This window comes from Tardiphaga sp. GW822-FHT04G09, from assembly GCF_058800725.1.
In genome coordinates, this window is record NZ_JBXAMO010000002.1 from 143,788 (window position 1) to 161,515 (window position 17,728).

Annotated in this window: 19 protein-coding genes and 1 other RNA gene; 8 read left to right on the forward strand and 12 right to left on the reverse strand. The window is 62.8% G+C overall.

The window, feature by feature from the left end:
- The first annotated feature begins 17 nt into the window (after positions 1-17).
- The 5 genes from ffs (at position 18) to AC1RLZ_RS04425 (ending at position 3,581) form a co-directional block, all read left to right on the forward strand.
- Positions 18-114, forward strand: an RNA gene (ffs, locus tag AC1RLZ_RS04405) — signal recognition particle sRNA small type.
- A 169-nt stretch (positions 115-283) separates the two neighbouring features.
- Positions 284-2,173, forward strand: coding sequence for a DNA polymerase III subunit gamma/tau (locus AC1RLZ_RS04410; protein WP_493187633.1), 1,890 nt, complete (start codon positions 284-286; stop codon positions 2,171-2,173).
- A 21-nt stretch (positions 2,174-2,194) separates the two neighbouring features.
- Complete coding sequence (locus AC1RLZ_RS04415; RefSeq protein ID WP_371422046.1) at positions 2,195-2,515, forward strand: YbaB/EbfC family nucleoid-associated protein; 321 nt, start codon at positions 2,195-2,197, stop codon at positions 2,513-2,515.
- A 1-nt stretch (position 2,516) separates the two neighbouring features.
- Complete coding sequence (gene recR, locus AC1RLZ_RS04420) at positions 2,517-3,119, forward strand: recombination mediator RecR (RefSeq protein WP_089262818.1); 603 nt, start codon at positions 2,517-2,519, stop codon at positions 3,117-3,119.
- Positions 3,120-3,134: 15 nt separating this feature from the next.
- Complete coding sequence (locus AC1RLZ_RS04425) at positions 3,135-3,581, forward strand: hypothetical protein (protein WP_493187634.1); 447 nt, start codon at positions 3,135-3,137, stop codon at positions 3,579-3,581.
- Between the two features lie 11 nt (positions 3,582-3,592).
- Here AC1RLZ_RS04425 and AC1RLZ_RS04430 read toward each other — a convergent pair whose 3' ends face one another.
- Positions 3,593-4,960: an AmpG family muropeptide MFS transporter gene (locus AC1RLZ_RS04430; protein ID WP_493187635.1), complete on the reverse strand. Its 1,368-nt coding sequence runs from the start codon at positions 4,958-4,960 to the stop codon at positions 3,593-3,595.
- Positions 4,961-5,036: 76 nt separating this feature from the next.
- A complete protein-coding gene (locus AC1RLZ_RS04435) occupies positions 5,037-6,251 on the reverse strand; it encodes a DNA recombination protein RmuC (RefSeq protein WP_371422043.1) in 1,215 nt (404 codons plus the stop codon).
- 233 nt (positions 6,252-6,484) lie between these two features.
- On the opposite strand from AC1RLZ_RS04435, the gene def reads away from it, so the two are divergent.
- The 3 genes from def to truA are packed head-to-tail and all read left to right on the forward strand — an operon-like array spanning position 6,485 to position 8,768.
- Positions 6,485-7,006, forward strand: a complete 522-nt coding sequence (gene def, locus AC1RLZ_RS04440) for a peptide deformylase (RefSeq protein WP_175368577.1) — start codon at positions 6,485-6,487, stop codon at positions 7,004-7,006.
- A gap of 39 nt (positions 7,007-7,045) precedes the next feature.
- On the forward strand, positions 7,046-7,978 hold the full coding sequence (gene fmt, locus AC1RLZ_RS04445) for a methionyl-tRNA formyltransferase (RefSeq protein ID WP_493187636.1): 933 nt from the start codon (positions 7,046-7,048) through the stop codon (positions 7,976-7,978).
- 49 nt (positions 7,979-8,027) lie between these two features.
- Positions 8,028-8,768: a tRNA pseudouridine(38-40) synthase TruA gene (gene truA, locus AC1RLZ_RS04450; RefSeq protein ID WP_493187637.1), complete on the forward strand. Its 741-nt coding sequence runs from the start codon at positions 8,028-8,030 to the stop codon at positions 8,766-8,768.
- Here the strand turns inward: truA and AC1RLZ_RS04455 are convergent.
- The 10 genes from AC1RLZ_RS04455 to yidC all read right to left on the reverse strand — a co-directional run bounded on the left by AC1RLZ_RS04455 (position 8,765) and on the right by yidC (position 17,714).
- A complete protein-coding gene (locus tag AC1RLZ_RS04455; RefSeq protein ID WP_493187638.1) occupies positions 8,765-9,325 on the reverse strand; it encodes a phosphorylase family protein in 561 nt (186 codons plus the stop codon). The genes truA and AC1RLZ_RS04455 overlap by 4 nt on opposite strands.
- The gene (gene dapE / locus AC1RLZ_RS04460) at positions 9,322-10,479 is read right to left on the reverse strand and encodes a succinyl-diaminopimelate desuccinylase (RefSeq protein WP_493187639.1); all 1,158 of its coding nucleotides are present in this window, start codon (positions 10,477-10,479) and stop codon (positions 9,322-9,324) included. Before dapE ends, AC1RLZ_RS04455 begins: the two co-directional genes overlap by 4 nt.
- The gene (locus AC1RLZ_RS04465; protein WP_493187640.1) at positions 10,479-10,955 is read right to left on the reverse strand and encodes a DUF805 domain-containing protein; all 477 of its coding nucleotides are present in this window, start codon (positions 10,953-10,955) and stop codon (positions 10,479-10,481) included. The genes dapE and AC1RLZ_RS04465 overlap by 1 nt, the downstream gene beginning before the upstream one ends.
- 68 nt (positions 10,956-11,023) lie before the next feature.
- Positions 11,024-11,869 (reverse strand): 2,3,4,5-tetrahydropyridine-2,6-dicarboxylate N-succinyltransferase, encoded by an 846-nt coding sequence (gene dapD, locus AC1RLZ_RS04470; RefSeq protein WP_493187641.1) that lies wholly within the window; start codon positions 11,867-11,869, stop codon positions 11,024-11,026.
- Positions 11,870-11,943: 74 nt separating this feature from the next.
- On the reverse strand, positions 11,944-12,678 hold the full coding sequence (locus tag AC1RLZ_RS04475; protein ID WP_493187642.1) for a pyrimidine 5'-nucleotidase: 735 nt from the start codon (positions 12,676-12,678) through the stop codon (positions 11,944-11,946).
- Positions 12,679-12,701: 23 nt separating this feature from the next.
- On the reverse strand, positions 12,702-13,751 hold the full coding sequence (locus AC1RLZ_RS04480) for a DUF1036 domain-containing protein (protein WP_493187643.1): 1,050 nt from the start codon (positions 13,749-13,751) through the stop codon (positions 12,702-12,704).
- A 25-nt stretch (positions 13,752-13,776) separates the two neighbouring features.
- The gene (argB, locus tag AC1RLZ_RS04485; RefSeq protein WP_371422033.1) at positions 13,777-14,673 is read right to left on the reverse strand and encodes an acetylglutamate kinase; all 897 of its coding nucleotides are present in this window, start codon (positions 14,671-14,673) and stop codon (positions 13,777-13,779) included.
- Between the two features lie 92 nt (positions 14,674-14,765).
- The gene (locus tag AC1RLZ_RS04490; RefSeq protein ID WP_493187644.1) at positions 14,766-15,143 is read right to left on the reverse strand and encodes a DUF423 domain-containing protein; all 378 of its coding nucleotides are present in this window, start codon (positions 15,141-15,143) and stop codon (positions 14,766-14,768) included.
- Positions 15,143-15,793 carry a ribosome biogenesis GTP-binding protein YihA/YsxC gene (gene yihA / locus AC1RLZ_RS04495; RefSeq protein WP_493187645.1) on the reverse strand — a complete coding sequence of 217 codons (651 nt, stop codon included), beginning with the start codon at positions 15,791-15,793 and terminating at the stop codon, positions 15,143-15,145. The genes AC1RLZ_RS04490 and yihA overlap by 1 nt, the downstream gene beginning before the upstream one ends.
- 61 nt (positions 15,794-15,854) lie before the next feature.
- The gene (gene yidC, locus AC1RLZ_RS04500; RefSeq protein WP_493187646.1) at positions 15,855-17,714 is read right to left on the reverse strand and encodes a membrane protein insertase YidC; all 1,860 of its coding nucleotides are present in this window, start codon (positions 17,712-17,714) and stop codon (positions 15,855-15,857) included.
- Between the last annotated feature and the right edge of the window lie 14 nt (positions 17,715-17,728).

Genomic DNA, 17,728 nt, shown 5'->3' on the forward strand with positions numbered 1-17,728 from the left:
GCCCCAAATAAGCACCGGGAGATTGGCGGTGGACGAGCCACTCGCCAATCGGGTCAGGTCCGGAAGGAAGCAGCCCTAACGAGGTCCGGATCGGGTCGCTCGTCAATCTCCTACTTGTTTTATCGAGCAAATTCAGCGCCCTATACATGGTCGTTTGCTCGGAGGGCGCCTTGTTCGATGATAGAGGCGGCATCAAAGGCCGGAACCTGTGTCCCGTTCCGCCGACGAAGCGCCAGACGTTCCGCAAGCCGGCTTTACGAGATAACACATTGCGGATTCCTCGATGACCGACGCTGGCACGTCCCCTCCTGATGATCACCAGACCGGTTTCGACATGGGAGGTTCTTCGGGGGCCGCCCCGCCGCCTGCGGCCGCGACGCCATATCGCGTGCTCGCGCGCAAATACCGCCCGGGCAGTTTCGACGATCTGATCGGCCAGGACGCGCTGGTCCGCACCGTCTCCAACGCGTTCGAGACCGGCCGCATTCCGCAGGCCTGGATTCTCACCGGCGTGCGCGGGGTCGGCAAGACCACGACGGCGCGCATTCTCGCGCGTGCACTGAATTATGAAATGGCTGACGGATCGGTCAAAGGTCCGACCATCCATATGCCGACCCCGGGCATCCACTGCCAGGCGATCATGGAAAGCCGGCATATCGACATTCTCGAAATGGATGCCGCGAGTCATACCGGCGTCGATGATGTTCGCCAGATCAACGACAGCGTGCGCTATGCGCCCTCCAGCGCACGCTACAAGGTCTACATCATCGACGAAGTCCACATGTTGTCGACCGCGGCCTTCAACGCGTTCCTGAAGACTCTGGAAGAGCCGCCGGAACACGCCAAGTTCGTGTTCGCTACCACCGAAATTCGCAAAGTGCCGGTGACAGTGCTGTCCCGTTGCCAGCGCTTCGACCTGCGCCGCGTCGATGCCGATGTGCTGATGAAGCACCTCTCGAACATCGCGGGCAAAGAGAATGTCGAGGTTGAGCCGGAAGCGCTGGGCATCATCGCCCGCGCCGCCGAAGGCTCGGTGCGCGATTCGCTGTCGCTGTTCGATCAGGCCATCGCGCATGCCGCGGGCACGGTTCGCGCCGATGCAGTCCGGCAGATGCTTGGTCTCGCCGATCGTACCCGGGTGATTGACCTGTTCGATTCGCTGGCGCGGGGCGACATCGCCAGCGCCTTCCGCGAGTTCCGCGAGCAATACGACGTCGGCGCCGATCCGATCGTGGTGCTGAGCGACCTCGCCGAATTCGTCAATTTCGTTACCCGCGTAAAGATCGTGCCGGCGACCGCCGATAATGTTGCGTTCGGTGAGACCGAGCGCCTGCGTGCACGGGACTTCGCCTCGAAGCTCTCGATGCGCGTGCTGTCGAGGATGTGGCAGATGCTGCTCAAGGGCATCACCGAAGTGCAGGGCGCGACGCGTCCCGCTGCCGCCGCCGAAATGGTGCTGGTGCGTATCGCTTATGTTGCCGATTTGCCAACGCCTGACGAAGCAATCCGGATGCTCGATCAGAATGGCGGTTCGTCGACGATGATCTCCGGCAATGGTGGCGGCCGCGCCGCGCCATCGTCCGCTCCGTCGGCATCCTTGCCGTCAGCGCAAATGCCATCCGCCATGCCGACGATGTCGTCGAGCGCATCGCGCGGCCCGACCATGCAGCGCGGCAGTGCCGAACCGTCGCCGCGGCCGCAGGCCGGCATGGTAGATGCGCCGCCCGCAGCGGTGCTGAAGATTTCCACCTTTCCTGAACTCGTCGCGCTGGCCGGCGAGAAACGCGACCTGATGGTGCGCGGAGCGCTCGAAGCCGATGTGCGCCTGATCAAGATCGAGGACGGGCGGCTTGAACTTGCGATGGAACGCACGGCGTCGCGCACGCTGATCAACGACCTGTCGCGGAAGCTCGAACAATGGACCGGCCGGCGTTGGGCCGTGATCGTGTCCAACGAACAGGGACAGCCGACGCTGCGCGATCAGCAGCTGGAGCAGAAGAACGAGCGGCAACGCGCGGCGGAAGCCGATCCGCGGGTCAAGGAAGTGCTGGCACGGTTTCCGCGTGCGAAAGTCGAGGTTCGTGTCATCGCCCCTGAGCCGCCGGAATTCGGCGGTAGCGATAGCGACTTGATTAGCGACGATGCAGCCGACAATCTGAACGACGACGATTAATCGAACTGCGAAGGAAAACTCATGGCTGATTTTCTCGGCATGATGAAACAGGCAGCACAGCTGCAATCAAAGATGAAGGCCATGCAGGACGAGCTCGACCATGTCGAGGTCGAAGGCATTTCTGGCGGTGGTCTGGTGTCGGTACGCATGACTGCGAAGACCGAAGTGAAGGCGGTGAAGATCGACCCGTCGCTGGTCAAAGCCGAAGAGGTCGAGATACTGGAAGATCTGCTGGTTACCGCATTGGGCGATGCGCGCCGCAAGGCGGAAGCCGCGATGCAGGAGAAGATGCAGGCGCTGACCGGCGGCCTCGGTCTGCCACCGGGGATGGGCCTCACCTGAGATGGCGTCCACGGCCGGCCCGGAAATCGAGCGCCTGATTCAACTGCTCGCGCGGCTGCCCGGGCTCGGCCCGCGCTCGGCCCGGCGTGCTGCGTTGCATTTGATCAAGAAGCGCGAGGCGTTGATGACGCCGCTGGCCGGTGCGCTGCAGGTCGCGATCGACCGGATTCAGGTCTGCAAGGTCTGCAGCAATATCGACACGCAAAATCCCTGCACCATCTGTACGGACCCGCGCCGCGATCCCTCGACAATCGTGGTGGTCGCAGATGTCGCGGATTTGTGGGCGCTCGAACGCGCCCACGCGACAACGGGAAAGTATCATGTACTGGGTGCAACGCTGTCGCCGCTCGACGGTGTCGGCCCACAGGACCTGACCATCGACGCATTGGTGTCACGTGCGCATGATTCCGAGGTGAGCGAAATCATCCTGGCGCTGAACGCGACGGTGGATGGACAAACCACGGCCCATTACATCACCGACCTCCTGCAGGAGGCCAATGTGAAGGTGACGCGGCTGGCACATGGCGTGCCGGTTGGCGGTGAACTCGATTATCTTGACGAAGGCACGCTGTCGGCCGCGATGCGGCAGCGGACGCTGTTTTAAACTGGAAGAGCATTGATGACACGATACGACTTGAAGGTTTTGCCGACCTGGGCCGCGGTGATTTGCGCGGCCGGCCTGTTTGCTACGGCTGCCAGCGGCGCGACCGAAACACCAGCTGCGCCAGCCGCACCGGTGGCACCGAAGACGATGAAGATCGGTGACGTGCTGACCGGGCAGCTCAATGCCATGCGCAGCCGCGATGCCAAGGGCAAACGCACCAATGTGTATCAAGTGGTCAGCGAGCCGCGTCGCCTGCCGGCGCCTGCGGGGCTGTGCAATCTTGAGACAGGACCTGAGACGTTCGAGATCGTGGTTGCCAATGACGCCCAGGCCACGCAGCTGAAGAAGCTTGTCGGCAAGGAAGTGGCGCTCAAGATCGCTGAGGTCGCCTGCGCCGAGCAGGCCGGGCAGATGAGCGAAGCGCTGGTGACGAAGTGGAGCGTGGTGACGAAGCCGAACTGAGTTCGCTTTGGCTAAACCCGCACCGGTCCCAGCATCTCGAAATGCCCGCGGCGCTGCAGCCAGATCAGCAGGATCAGGCTCGGTACCGCGACGATGACGCTGATGGCGAAGAACATCGGCCATCCCGTCGCCTGCGCGACATAGCCGGCACCTGCCGACAGATAAGTTCGTCCTACGGCAGCCAATGCCGTAAGCAATGCATATTGCGTGGCGGTGTGCAGCGGGTTTTTGCACAGCGCCGAAAGGTAGGCGACGAAGATCACCGTGCCGATGGCGCTGGTGAAGTTCTCGACCGAGATGGCCAGTGCCAGCGCCCATTGATTGACGCCGACGATGGCGAGCCATGAGAAGGCGAGATTGGACAGCGCCTGCAACACAGCGCCGATCCACAGGCTCGCCGCCAGTGAATAGCGCCGCGCGACAAAACCTCCAGCGAAGCCGCCGATCAGCGTAGCGGCAAGGCCGACGCCTTTGACAATGGCGGCGTAGTCGTTGCGGGTGAAGCCGAGGTCGATCACGAACGGCGCCGTCATCGTGCCGGAAAACGCGTCGGTGAATTTGAACAGCACGACAAAAGCCAGCGCGGCCCAGGCGTCCTTGCGGGCCAGGAATTCGGAGAATGCACCGATCGCTGCCTGCAGCACGCGATTGAAGGCGCTCTCGTCGCGTGTGGCCGCTTCGGCCTGCGCGGATTGCTCGGGCTCCGTGGCGGCCAGTGCCGTGACCGTGCCGATCAGCACCATCGCAGCCATCGTCACATAGCCCCACATCCATGCGGTGGAGCGCGCGATGCCGGTGCTCTCGAAGGCGCTGACCAGAAACAGCACGCCGGCGGTGGAGATCAGCATGCCGATGCGGTAGGCGGCGACATAGGATGCCATGCCGGCGGCTTGTTCGCTTTCCGGCAGGCTCTCCACACGAAATGCATCGACGACGATGTCTTGCGTCGATGACATCGCAGCCACCAGCAGCGCGCCAAGAGCGACGAACAGTGGCGAGCGGGCGGGGTCGGTCAGCGCCAGAAGCAGGATCGCTCCGATCAGCAACAGTTGTGAGAACACCAGCCAGCCGCGGCGGCGGCCGAATTGCCGCGTGAAGAAGGGCACATGCAGCGCGTCGACCAGCGGAGCCCAAAGGAACTTCAGCGTGTAGGGCGTACCGACGAGGGCGAACAGCCCGATGGTGCCGAGATCGACGCCGGATTCGCGCATCCACACCAGGAGTGTCGAGCCTGACAGCGCGAGCGGCAGGCCCGACGATAGGCCAAGCAGCAGCACAATCAGCACCCGCGGCTGCGTGTATACCGCCATGCTTTCACGCCAGGAGGCACGGGGCTTCAGGGTGAGGGCGGCTTCGGACGAGTCAGGCGCGCTGGTCATGGGACGAGGATTAGCAGATTCGGGCTCGCTTTCTTTAGCCTCTCCCGCAAAGAGCGGGGAGAGGCTAAAGAGCGCTCTATTCCCCCGCCTGAATCTTGCGCGGCAGCGGCGCGAACATGTCGGGAGCGGCGGTCTTGGCCATGACCGGGGCCACCTCGGTGGCGGGCTCACTCTTGCTGAAATCCAGTTCCTCGATGCGGCCGGCGCGCTTCTCGATCTTGTCAGCGGAGATCAGGATCTGGCGGACGTCTTCGTTGGCCTGCCCAAAATGGGTCTGCAGCTTCATCACGCGGTCGCGCAACCGGCCGAGATCGTCGCCGAGATTGAGCACTTCGGTACGGATCTGGTCGGCGGCGTCGCGCATCCGCGCGTCCTTCAGGATCTGCTGCATCACCTGGATCGCCAGCATCAGCAGCGACGGCGATACCAGCACGACGCGGGCGCGATAGGCCTTCTGGATGATGTCGTCGAAACCATCGTGAATCTCGGCATAGACCGACTCCGACGGCACGAACATCAGCGCCGTATCCTGCGTTTCGCCGGGCACGAGATATTTCTCGGCGATATCGGTAACATGCTTCATCACGTCGGCGCGCAGGCGCTGCGCCGCATATTTCTTCTCTTCGTCGCTGCGCGCGTCATGCAGCGCGGTGACGGCTTCCAGCGGGAACTTCGCGTCGATGCACAGCGGGCGCTGGTCCGGCAGGAAGATTACGCAATCCGGCCGTTTGCCGGACGACAGGGTGTGCTGGAACGCATAGGCGCCGCTCGGCATACCGTCCTTGACGATACTTTCCATGCGCGCCTGACCGAAGGCGCCACGCGACTGCTTGTTGGCGAGCACGTCGCGCAAAGTCGTCACCTGCGAGGTCAGGTCAGTGAGATTCTTGTGGGCGTTGTCGATGATGCCCAGCCGCTCATGCAGCGCGCTCAGGCTTTCCATGGTGTTGCGGGTGGTCTGTTCCATGGATTGGCCGACACGGTGGGTCACCGAGTCCAGCCGCTCGGACACCGCGCGTGCCATGTCGGCCTGACGACCCGCCAGGGCCTGGCCCATGGCGTCGACGCGGCCGGTGGCCTCGTTCTGGGCCTTCAAAACTTCACTGAGACGTTCCTCCAGTTCATCGGCCCGGATCGCCTGTGCCATGGCCATGGCGGCGCCGCGGCTACCGGAGCGGGCGATGATGATGGCGATGGTGAGCAGCAAACCCAACGCCAGAGCACCGAAGCCCATCAATGCCACGCCGGTGGTGACCGGCGTGTCGCCGATCATGAAAAGGATCTCGTTCATCCCATCCTTGTAGCCGATTCGGGCGATGAAGCGAACGAAGAGGGAACATTTATGGTTAATGCAAGATGAATTTCCCTGGTTAACCGAAGCCTAGGAAATGTGGTTAGGTGGAGCTTAACCGACACGGTTAGCCCTGCCTTAATTGGCATGGTTACCGATGGGTTAACGGCCATCGAAGCCCCTGCATTTCCAACGGATTGACCCGGACAGGCGCGCAGATTAAATCGCCCGCCATGGCCATTCGTGAAATCATCATATTGCCGGACAAACAGTTGCGGCTGATCTCCAAACCTGTCGAGAAGGTGACGTCGGAGGTGCGCAAGCTCGCCGACGACATGTTCGAGACGATGTACGACGCACCCGGGATCGGGCTGGCGGCGATCCAGATCGCGGTTCCGCTGCGGCTGATCACCATGGACATCGCCAAGAAGGACGATGAGGAGGACGGCAAGAAGCCGCGTGTCTTCATCAATCCAGAGGTCATCTCGGCCTCGGAAGAGCTCTCGGTCTATGAAGAGGGCTGTTTGTCGATCCCTGAATATTACGAGGAAGTGGAGCGTCCGGCGACGGTGCGGATCCGCTATATGGACCTCGACGGCAAGACCATCGAGGAAGAAGCCAGCGGGTTGTTCGCGACCTGCATCCAGCATGAGATCGATCATCTCAATGGCGTGCTGTTCGTCGACTACCTGTCCAAGCTGAAGCGCGATCGCGTGCTGAAGAAGTTCACCAAGCTCGCCAAGCGCGCGGAGTAGGTTTCTCCGCGTAACGCTGCAACAGATCGGCTCCGACCTATGTCGCTTCGTTTGATCTTCATGGGCACGCCGGATTTCGCGGTGCCTACGCTGCTCGAACTCGTGGCCCATGGCCATGAGATCGCCGCCGTCTATACCCGCGAAGCAAAGCCCGCTGGCCGTGGCATGAAGCTGCAGCCGACGCCTGTGGCGCGCGAGGCCGAGCGGCTCCGCATTCCCGTCTTCACCCCGAAGACGCTGCGGACGCCGGAGGCGGAAGCCGAATTCCGCTCGCATGAGGCCGAGGCTGCGGTCGTCGTCGCCTATGGTATGATCCTGCCGCAGAACATTCTCGATGTGCCGCCGCTCGGCTGCTTCAACCTGCACGGCTCGCTGCTGCCGCGCTGGCGCGGTGCGGCGCCGATCAATCGCGCGATCATGGAAGGCGACGCCGAAAGCGGCGTCATGGTGATGAAGATGGATGTCGGTCTCGACACCGGCGATGTCGCCATGGCCGAGCGGCTGGCGATCACCGATGCGATGACGGCGCTGGACCTGCACGATGCACTGGCGCCGCTCGGCGCCGACTTGATGGTGCGTGCCATGGGCGCGCTGGAAAGGGGCCGGCTGAGCCTGACGCCGCAGAGCGATGTCGGCGTCACCTATGCTGCCAAGATCGACAAGGCCGAAGCCAAGATCGACTGGTCGAAGCCGGCACGTGACGTGCTCAGGCATTGCCATGGTCTGTCGCCGTTTCCCGGCGCGTGGTGCGAAGTGCCGATCGAAGGTGAATCGGTGCGCGTCAAGGTCCTGCGCTGCGAACTGGCGCAGGGATCAGGTGCCCCCGGCGCATTGCTGGATGATCGGTTGACGATTGCCTGCGGCCGCGGCGCGATCCGGATCATCGATCTGCAGCGCGCGGGCAAGCAGCCGATGAAGGCCAGTGAATTCCTGCGCGGTACGCCGCTGAAGCCGCCGCTGCGCCTTTCATGAGCATGATCCTGTCCGAAAACCGGTGGCCACTTTTCGGGATCATGCTCTGATGCCGCGCTACAAGATGATCATCGAGTATGACGGGACGCCATTCTCCGGCTGGCAGGTGCAGGCCAATGCGACGCTGACGGTGCAGGGCGCGCTGGAGCGTGCCGCGGAGGCCATTTGCGGCGAGCCGATCCGCGTTCACGGCGCCGGCCGCACCGATGCCGGCGTCCATGCACTCGGCCAGGTCGCCCATTGCGACGTGCCGAAAGTGCTGGTGCCCGGTCGCTTTCGCGACGGCATGAATGCCCATCTGCGGCCGCATCCGGTCGGCGTGCTGTCGGCGGATATCGTGCCTGATGATTTCGAGGCGCGGTTCTCGGCGATCAAACGCCACTATGTCTACCGGATCAGCAATCGGCGGGCGAATCTCGCCGTCGATGCCGGCCGTGTCTGGCGCGTGCCGCGTCCGCTCGATGTCGCGGCCATGAGCGAGGCCGCCAAGTGCCTGCTCGGGCGGCACGACTTCACGACTTTCCGCGATACTGAATGCCAGGCCAAGTCGCCGATCCGCACGCTCGATCAGCTCGACGTCGCGCAGAACGGCGAGGCGATCACCATCACGACCTCCGCACGCTCGTTCCTGCACAGCCAAGTGCGCTCGATGGTTGGCTCGCTGGTCTGGGTCGGCAATGGCCGCTGGACGCCGGACGATCTGGCTGCTGCTCTGGCTGCAAAGGATCGCAGCGCCTGCGGCATCGTGGCGCCGCCCGACGGTTTGTATCTGGTAAAGGTCGACTACTAGACCTTCACACCCTTCATCGTGTCCCAGAACAGATCCTGGCCATTGGCGACATTCGCCGTCCAGTGCTCATGCGCGACATCATTGGCGTCGTCGGTGATGAACTTGAAGGCGCGCCAGCGGATGCCGTGGCGCAGGCAGACCTGCGCGATGGCAAACAGCTCCATATCGACGATGTCGACTTTGTTCGCTACCAGCCAGGGATCGGTGGAGGTAACGAAACTGTCACCACTGCCGCAGACCACGCCGCGCTGGCCCGAGACCAGCCGGTCGAGATCTGGCGCAAAGGGCGTGCGGCCGCGTGGCGCCAACGGCTCAGCATTCATGTCGCGCTGGATCACGTCGCTGACCTCGACGAGGCCGTTGAGTTTGGTGTTCAGCTTGCCGGCGGTGCCGTAGTTCACGACGAGCTTGGGCTGCATGGCCTGCACCGCCTGAAGCGTCGCGATCGTGGTGTTGATCTTGCCGACGCCGGTGAAAATCACCTCGATCTCGGCAGGCGCGCGCGATTTGTCGAGCTCGCTTTCGAGCGCGGTGAGGACGAGAATCTTGCCGTTCATGCGAAATACCGATCCAGCACGCCGTGATAAATTTGGGTGAGCTTCTCCAGATCAGACACCTTCGTGTGTTCGTCGATCTGGTGCATGGTCTGGCCGACCAGGCCGAATTCGATCACCGGGCAATAGTTCTTGATGAAACGCGCGTCGGAAGTGCCGCCGCCGGTGTTCAAGTCAGGCGTGCGACCTGTCACGTCCTTGATCGCTGCGACGACCGTATCGGTGAACGCGCCCGGCTTTGTGACGAAGCTATCCGAATTGCTCGGCTCCCAGATCACATGCGCGCGAATGCGATTGCCAGCAGCAGCCGCGACGCGTGAATCGATCAGGTCGCGCAATGACGCCTGCGTGTGATGATCGTTGAAGCGGATGTTGAATTTCGCGCGTGCCTGCGCCGGGATCACGTTGCTGGCGGTGTTGCCGACGTCCACGGAGGTGAATTCGAGATTGGACGGCTGAAACTGCGCATTGCCCTGATCCAGCGGGTCGCCGCTGAGTGCCACGATCAACGCAGCGATGTCCGGCACCGGATTGGACGCACGATGCGGATAGGCGACATGGCCCTGCACGCCGTCGACGACCAGCGTGCCGGATTGCGAGCCGCGGCGGCCGATCTTGATGGTGTCGCCCATCTCCTCGACATTCGAGGGCTCGCCGACGATGCAGTGATCGAACTTTTCGCCGCGCTCGGCGGCCCATTGCAGCAGCTTCACCGTACCGTTGACCGCAATGCCTTCCTCGTCGCCCGTGATCAGGAACGAGATCGACCCCTTTGGTTGGCCGCCATTCTCTGCGAGATAGTCCAGCACGGCGGCCGCGCTGGCGGCGATACCACCCTTCATGTCGACGGCACCACGACCGTAGAGCAGCCCGTCCATCACGTCGCCGGAAAAGGCGCCATGGGTCCATGCGGCTTCATCGCCGGGCGGCACCACATCGGTATGGCCGGCGAAACAGATATGCGGCGCGGAAGTCCCGATGCGGGCGTAAAGATTATCGATATCGGCGCTGCCCTCCTCGCTGAAGGTGACGCGATGCACGGTGAAGCCTGCCGATGTCAGCAGCCGTTCAAGCACGTCAAGCGCGCCGGCATCGGCAGGGGTGACAGAGGGACAGCGAAGCAGTTCTTGAGCGATCGACAGCGCGGTGGTGGACATCAGATCCTTGGTGCGGTGACTAGTTCGGCGAGCGGATCGGGACCGTATTCATTCGGACCCGCAGTGCCGCGCAGGAAACCCAGCTCGACGATGGCCCAGATGGTCACGGCGAAGCTGGCAATATGAAAGATGAAACTGGTGCTTGCGCTGCTGGTGCTGCCGATGCCGCTGAGCACGCTGGGCCCGAGCCAGAATACCAGGATCCACCAGCCGCTCTTCTCGCGGTCGTGCAGCCGCTTGATGCCGGTGGCGATGCCGGACCATGTGCCCGCGGTGATGAGGACAATAGCGGCCAGCCAGAGCAGCAATGCGCCGCCGACCATGCTGAACAGGCGATCGGTGTCAAAGCCGCCGAGCCACATCACGGCAGCAGTCCCGAAGGCGATCCAGGCCACTATGTAGATCAGGATTGCGAGCCAGTATTTGCCGCGATTGATCCGTCCCTTGAAGCTGAAAAGCAGCGTGGTCCAGTCCATGGCAGCCCCCAGGTCAACGGATCGGTCCGGTCTGCGCGATGCTACGCGCAAACCGGCCGGAACGACAATCAGTCGCGCAGTAGCTCGTTGATGCTGGTCTTGGAGCGGGTGCGCTCGTCGACGCGCTTCACGATCACCGCGCATGCCGTGGACGGGCCGATCTGGCCGTTCTTCATCGGCTTGCCCGGCAGGTTGCCCGGGACCAGCACCGCATATTCCGGCACTTCGCCGACGAACACTTCGCCGGTCTCGCGATCGACGATCTTGGTCGATGCACCCAGGAACACGCCCATGGCCAGCACCGCGCCCTTGCGGACGATGACGCCCTCAGCGACTTCCGAGCGGGCGCCGATGAAACAGTCGTCCTCGATGATCACCGGACCGGCCTGCAGCGGCTCCAGCACGCCGCCGATGCCGACACCGCCTGAAATGTGCACGCGCTTGCCGATCTGGGCGCAGGAGCCGACCGTCGACCAGGTATCGACCATGGAGCTCTCATCGACATAGGCGCCGAGATTGACGAAGGACGGCATCAGCACGACGTTCTTGGCGATGAAGGCCGACTTGCGCACGATGGCGCCCGGCACGGCGCGGAACGCGGCGCTGCGGAACTGGTCGTCGCTCCAGCCGTCGAACTTCGATGGCACCTTGTCCCACCACGGTGCACCGCCGGGACCGCCCGAGATCGAGGTCATGTCGTTGAGGCGGAACGACAATAGCACAGCCTTCTTCAGCCACTGATTGACCGTCCACTTGCCATCGTCGGCGCGAACGGCAACGCGCGCCTCGCCCTTGTCGAGCAGGTTCAGTGCTTGGTCGACGGCGTCGCGCACTTCGCCCTTGGTCGAGGCATTGACGCTGTCGCGCACATCAAAGGCGGCATTGATGGTGGATTCGAGGGCGGTCAGCGACATCGCGATTTCCTTGGGCAAAATGGGCAGAGATTTGATGATTTCGAAGGCTTTTGTCGGGATTTGGTCCGGGAGAGTCAAGACGCGCCGGCCGCCATCCCGCCCTGGCGTGCCGTGTTCAGCGCCGCCAGAAACCCGGTCAGATCGTCGGTGACGTGATCGACATGGTCGTCGTCACGGCCTTCCAGCTCCCAATCCTCGCGGACAACCTCCCTAGCGCCGTCGGGCACGATCAAGACGGTGGTCATGCCGAGCTGGTGCGGGACCACGAGGTTGCGCGACAGGTCCTCGAACATGGCGGCCTTGGAGGGATCGACACCGTGCAGGCGCAGGAACTTGTCATAGGTCCGCTGTGCGGGCTTCGGCTCGAGATCGGCGGCGATGATGTCGAAGATCGCTTCGAACTGATCGGCGAAGCCGAGACGCTCCAGCACGGCGCCGGCATGCGCCACAGAACCGTTGGTCAGGATCAGCTTGCGGCCGGGCAGTTGCGCGATGGCGGCTCCCATCACCGGATTGGGCTCCAGCGGCGAGTGATCGATCTCGTGGACGAAAGCGAGGAAGTCGTCGGCGCGGACACCGTGCTCGGTCATCATGCCGCGCATGGTGGTGCCATAGCGCTTGTAATAATCCTTCTGAACCTTGAAGGCCTCGTCAGGCGAGATCCTGAGGAAGTTTGCGACGAAGTCGCGGATCTTGCCATCGACCTGCTGCCACAGGTTCACGTGGTGCGGATACAGCGTGTTGTCGAGATCAAACACCCATGTCTCGACATGATTGAAGGCTCGGGGCGATTTGGTCGGCAGGGTCATTGACTGTCTCTGTTGTTCGGTCGTCACGGCGTCGCGAAGCGCAGCGTCTTGCCGCCGCCCGACATATCGACGATGGCATAGCCGGCGCTGGTGAGGCCGCGGGTATTGCAGTCACTGTGTTCGCGAATCTCGAATTTGCTCTCGCGCGTGCACAGCAAGCGAACGCCGCCCCAGTTCAGCGGCTTGTCGTTGAGCTTGATGGCGCGACCGTTATCGTCGACGGCTTCGGCGAAACTGAGGATCTGTCTGGGCTGACCGATGACGTCCGGCCGCAGGCATTTGCCGGGTTCGATGCGATACCAGCCGCGGCTGACGACGCCTTTGCCGTCGTCGGTCGCGACAGACGCCATGACCTTGTAGGATGTATCGTTGCACCAGGTGAGGCCGGTCGCGGAGGGGGCCTGCACCGCGGCGATCATGGTTTCGAAGAAATTCGGCGTTGAAACCACGTCGGCCGCAAGACCGCGGCTCTTGAGGAATGACGAGAGCGCGCTCTGGGTCTTCGGCCCGTCGACGCCGTCGATGGGGGCGGCGTCATAGCCGGCGATCACCAGCAGGCGCTGAATCGCAGCAAGCTTGGCCTGCTCGTCGTCGTACTCACTGTCTTCGGCGAGATAGGCGACCATATTGCCGTCGTCGGTCTGCGTCGGCTTGATCATCGTGAACGGTACTTGCGACTGCCCGGTGCGGCACTGACGTGCGGCGGCAATGACGAAATTATCCGGTGCGATGCACAGATTGTCGGTGCCATTCTGCGCCACGGGTGATGCGCCATAGATGCTGAGCGCGCGGGCATGAAGCAGGATGCGGTCGGCCGTCAGCGTGCCCTGCACGACGACGCGGCACTGCGCCGGGTCGATGCGAAACCATCCGCGGGTCGCGGTGGCGCTCTTGTCGTCGATGCCGATGGCGGCTTCGACGACATAGCTCATGCGGTTGCAGAGTTTGAGGTCGGCGCGGGCGGCCGTCGTAAACAGGCTGAGCAGCAAGACCCCGCCGAGCAAGAGCGAACCACCAAACGTGGATGGCCGGGACGTCTGGCGAAGCCGCGCTTCGCGCTTTAGCCCGGCCATGACGACGTGTGGTGTGGTGCGTCCATCACTTGTGGATCAGCGTGCCCGTGCCCTGGTTGGTGAAGAGTTCGAGCAGCACCGCGTGAGGCATCTTGCCGTCGATGATCACGACACCTTCGACGCCTTGTTCGAGCGAGTAGATGCAGGTCTCGACCTTCGGGATCATGCCGCCGGAAATCGTGCCATCGGCGATCAGCTTGCGGGCGTCCTTGATCGACAATTCAGGAATCAGCTTCTTCGACTTGTCGAGCACCCCTGGCACGTCGGTCAAAAGCAGCAGACGCTTGGCCTTCAAGGCGCCAGCAACGGCACCGGCAAAGGTGTCGGCATTGACGTTGAAGGTCTGGCCGTCCCGTGAAGATGCCAGCGGCGCCAGCACCGGGATCAGCTCATAGCCGATCAATTGATTGAGCAGCGTCAGGTCGACCTTGTCGGGTTCGCCGACGAAGCCGAGATCCACTACCTTCTCGATGTTGGAATCCGGATCGACCATGGTCCGCGTCGCCTTCGACGCGGTGACCATGTTGCCGTCCTTGCCGCACAGGCCAACGGCCTTGCCGCCGGCTTCGTTGATATAGCTGACGATCTGCTTGTTGATCGAGCCGGCCAGCACCATCTCGACGATCTGGATGGTCGCGGCATCGGTGATGCGCAATCCGGCGGCGAATTCCGACTTGATGCCGAGACGCTGAAGCATTTGCGCGATCTGCGGCCCGCCGCCATGCACGACCACCGGATTGATGGCGGTCTGCTCCAGCAGGACGATGTCGCGGGCAAATGCGCGGGCCGTATCCTCGGCGCCCATGGCGTGCCCGCCATATTTGATGACGATCGTCTCTTCGTCATATTGCTGCATGTGGGGCAGCGCCTCCGACAGGATGCGGGCCTGGTCGAGAGCACTGATGATGGGCGCGTCGGTCATGAAGCGGATCTCACGGTGAGCAATCTGCGGCGCGTTCTAGCCGATTGATTGCCGTCGCGCAAAGCATCGCTGCCCTGTCCAGTGGCCCGGCGTCAGGCGCTGCGCGGCCAAGCTGCGGATACCGCCAGCGCCAGCCAGCTCAGGATCAGCAGGGCGCCGCCGGTCGGTGCGGCCATTGTGAACAGGCCGTGACCGACATATTGGCGCAGCGTCAGGTCGCCCGCGAAGATCGCGGCAGCAATGACGAAGCCGAAGGCCGCTGTCAGGCCGATCTGCAGATGGGCGACGCCGCGCTCGATCAAAGCGACGGCGCCGGGAATGGCGGCGGCATGAAACAGCAGCATCGAGGAGGCCGAGGCCAGCCGGGTCGCGTCGGGTTGATGCGCGGAAGCCGCGGCGAGAATGACGCCGTCGGCGCCCATCACGCCGGCCAGGATGACAAGAATCCGAAACAGGCTAAAGCGGGACATCAATAGCGCTCGCTCAACAGGCGGACCATCGCGGCCCGCAATTCGGCCATGCCGTCACCGGTGCGCGACGAGGTCACGAGCACGTCGGGAAAGGCGGCCGGATGAGTCCGCAGCTCGGTGCGGACCTCTTCGAAGGTCTTGTCGAGCTCGCTCTTCTTCACCTGATCGGCCTTGGTCAGCACGATCTGGTAACTGACCGCGGAGCGATCGAGGGACTTGAGCACGTCGAGGTCGACATCCTTCAGGCCATGCCGGGAGTCGATCAGAACATAGACGCGCGCGAGGCTCGCGCGGCCCTGGAGGAAATTGTAGATCAGCTTGGTCCAGGACGCGATCTTGACCTTGGGCGCCGAGGCATAGCCATAGCCGGGCATATCGACCAGCCGGAAGTCGGAGCCGTCGGGACCTTCGAAGAAGATCAGCTCTTGGGTACGGCCGGGCGTGTGCGAGGTCCGCGCCAGCGCATTGCGCCCTGTCAGCGAGTTGATCAGGCTGGATTTGCCGACATTGGAGCGGCCGGCAAAGGCCACTTCCATACCTGCCATTGGCGGCAGGGTCTCGATCGAGGGCGAGGCCCAGATGAACTTCCATTCGCCGGCGAACAGCAGGCGCCCCTGTTCGATCAGCTTCGCATCGGTGTCAGTGGTCATGCGAAGTCTTTCCGGGCTTCGCGCCCCGGCTTGCGCCGGGGACGTCAGCCACTTGGTTTGATCAGGTCGTCTTCTTCTTCGCGAAGGTCGACTTCACGTTGTCGAACAGTTCGACCTTCACGCCGTTGCGATTCATGATGTAGGCCTGCTGCAGCACCGAGAGGGTGTTGTTCCATGCCCAGTAGATCACGAGACCTGCCGGGAATCCGGCCAGCATGAAGGTGAAGATCAACGGCATCCAGTCGAAGATCATCTTCTGCGTCGGATCCGGCGGTGTCGGATTGAGCTTCATCTGGAACCACATCGTGATGCCCATGATGATCGGCCAGATGCCGAGCGCGAGATAGTGGCCGAACACGGGAATCGTCGTCGGGTCGACGGGGATCAGGCCGAACAGATTGAACAGGTTGGTCGGATCATGCGCTGACAGATCCTTGATCCAGCCGAAGAACGGCGCATGGCGCATTTCGATGGTGACGAACAGAACCTTGTAGAGCGAGAAGAATACCGGGATCTGCAACATGACGGGAAGACAACCGGCGATCGGGTTGATCTTCTCCTTCTTGTAGATCTCCATCATCTCCTGCTGCTGCTTCATCTTGTCGTCAGGGAAGCGCTCCTTGAGCGCCGCCAGCTGCGGCTGCACGGCCTTCATCTTCGCCATCGAGGCGTAGGACTTCGAGGCCAGCGGGAAGAAGAGGATCTTCACCAGCACGGTGACGAGCAGGATGGCGATGCCGAAATTGCCGAACAGGTGGAAGAACCAGTCGAGCGCCAGGAACATCGGCTTGGTGATGAAGTAGAACCAGCCCCAGTCGATCAGAAGGTCGAAGTGGTTGAGGCCGAGTGCCTGATTATAGCCGCCGAGACCGACGGCCAGCGGGAAGTTGATGCCGACGGTCGCGGCTTCCTTGGCGCCGGCGAACAAGCGGGCATTGGCGGTGCCGGTGCCGCCGATGGCGATGGTCTGCGCATCCTGCAGATAGTCGGTCTGATAGGTCCGCTGGGTGCCGCTCAGATTCGACGAGAACCGGGCCTGCAGCTGCGCATTGGTATCGGGCAGCAGCGCCGAAGCCCAGTATTTGTCGGTGATGCCGAGCCAGCCATTGGTGACCTTGAAATTCACCGCCTTGGCTTCGTCGATCTTCTTGTAACCGTATTCCTGCAGGCCCTGGTCGCCGAGATAGCCGACGAGGCCTTCATGCAGGATGTAATAGCCTTCGACATGCGGCGTGCCGTGACGCGAGATCAGCGCGAACGGATACAGCGTCACCGGCGCGTTGCCGATGTTGCTGACGTCGTCCTTGACCGAGAACAGATAGCGGTCGTCGATCGAGATCGTGCGGGTGAAGGTCAGGCCGTCGCCGTTGTTGTACTTCAAAACAACCGGCGTGGTCGGCGTCAGGGCGTTGGAGCCTTCCTGCTGCCACTGGGTGTTCTGGTCGGGAATCTTGGTGTTTGCACCGGCGGCGGCGACCCAGCCGAACTCGGCATAGTAAGGCGCGGCAGTGCCCGAGGGGGAGAACAGCACGATCGCCGGAGACTTCGGATCCACCGTGTCGCGGAACTTGGTCAGCGAGATGTCGTCGATGCGCGCGCCCTTCAGCGCGATGCTGCCGGAGATGCGCGGGGTGTCGATCTTGACGCGCTGCGACGCTGCGATGGCGCTATCGCGGCTGACGATCGGAGCATTGGCCGGAGCGACATTCGCCGGTGCGCCGCCTGCGGCGGTGGAATTCGCCGTTGGCGTCGTGCTACCGGGCGCGGCGTTTGGCTGCGCGGCCGGATTGGCGAGCTGGGTCTGCGTCGCGGTCTGCGCGCGCTGCTTCTCCATCTGCGGAATGTTGTAGAAATATTGCCAGCCGATCAGCACCAGGCCGGACAGAATGACGGCAATGATGGTGTTGCGATTATCGATCATCGTTCAGGTCTCGT

Coding starts and splice junctions, on each gene's coding strand:
- AC1RLZ_RS04475 (WP_493187642.1), bottom strand. CDS start 12,678: ATGACCCTGCCGACCAAATCGCCCCGAGCCTTCAATCATGTCGAGACA.
- recR (WP_089262818.1), top strand. CDS start 2,517: ATGGCGTCCACGGCCGGCCCGGAAATCGAGCGCCTGATTCAACTGCTC.
- AC1RLZ_RS04465 (WP_493187640.1), bottom strand. CDS start 10,955: ATGGACTGGACCACGCTGCTTTTCAGCTTCAAGGGACGGATCAATCGC.
- dapD (WP_493187641.1), bottom strand. CDS start 11,869: ATGTCGCTGACCGCCCTCGAATCCACCATCAATGCCGCCTTTGATGTG.
- AC1RLZ_RS04415 (WP_371422046.1), top strand. CDS start 2,195: ATGGCTGATTTTCTCGGCATGATGAAACAGGCAGCACAGCTGCAATCA.
- AC1RLZ_RS04490 (WP_493187644.1), bottom strand. CDS start 15,143: ATGTCCCGCTTTAGCCTGTTTCGGATTCTTGTCATCCTGGCCGGCGTG.
- truA (WP_493187637.1), top strand. CDS start 8,028: ATGCCGCGCTACAAGATGATCATCGAGTATGACGGGACGCCATTCTCC.
- fmt (WP_493187636.1), top strand. CDS start 7,046: ATGTCGCTTCGTTTGATCTTCATGGGCACGCCGGATTTCGCGGTGCCT.
- AC1RLZ_RS04425 (WP_493187634.1), top strand. CDS start 3,135: ATGACACGATACGACTTGAAGGTTTTGCCGACCTGGGCCGCGGTGATT.
- def (WP_175368577.1), top strand. CDS start 6,485: ATGGCCATTCGTGAAATCATCATATTGCCGGACAAACAGTTGCGGCTG.
- dapE (WP_493187639.1), bottom strand. CDS start 10,479: ATGTCCACCACCGCGCTGTCGATCGCTCAAGAACTGCTTCGCTGTCCC.
- AC1RLZ_RS04435 (WP_371422043.1), bottom strand. CDS start 6,251: ATGAACGAGATCCTTTTCATGATCGGCGACACGCCGGTCACCACCGGC.
- yihA (WP_493187645.1), bottom strand. CDS start 15,793: ATGACCACTGACACCGATGCGAAGCTGATCGAACAGGGGCGCCTGCTG.
- yidC (WP_493187646.1), bottom strand. CDS start 17,714: ATGATCGATAATCGCAACACCATCATTGCCGTCATTCTGTCCGGCCTG.
- AC1RLZ_RS04480 (WP_493187643.1), bottom strand. CDS start 13,751: ATGGCCGGGCTAAAGCGCGAAGCGCGGCTTCGCCAGACGTCCCGGCCA.
- AC1RLZ_RS04410 (WP_493187633.1), top strand. CDS start 284: ATGACCGACGCTGGCACGTCCCCTCCTGATGATCACCAGACCGGTTTC.
- argB (WP_371422033.1), bottom strand. CDS start 14,673: ATGACCGACGCGCCCATCATCAGTGCTCTCGACCAGGCCCGCATCCTG.
- AC1RLZ_RS04455 (WP_493187638.1), bottom strand. CDS start 9,325: ATGAACGGCAAGATTCTCGTCCTCACCGCGCTCGAAAGCGAGCTCGAC.
- AC1RLZ_RS04430 (WP_493187635.1), bottom strand. CDS start 4,960: ATGACCAGCGCGCCTGACTCGTCCGAAGCCGCCCTCACCCTGAAGCCC.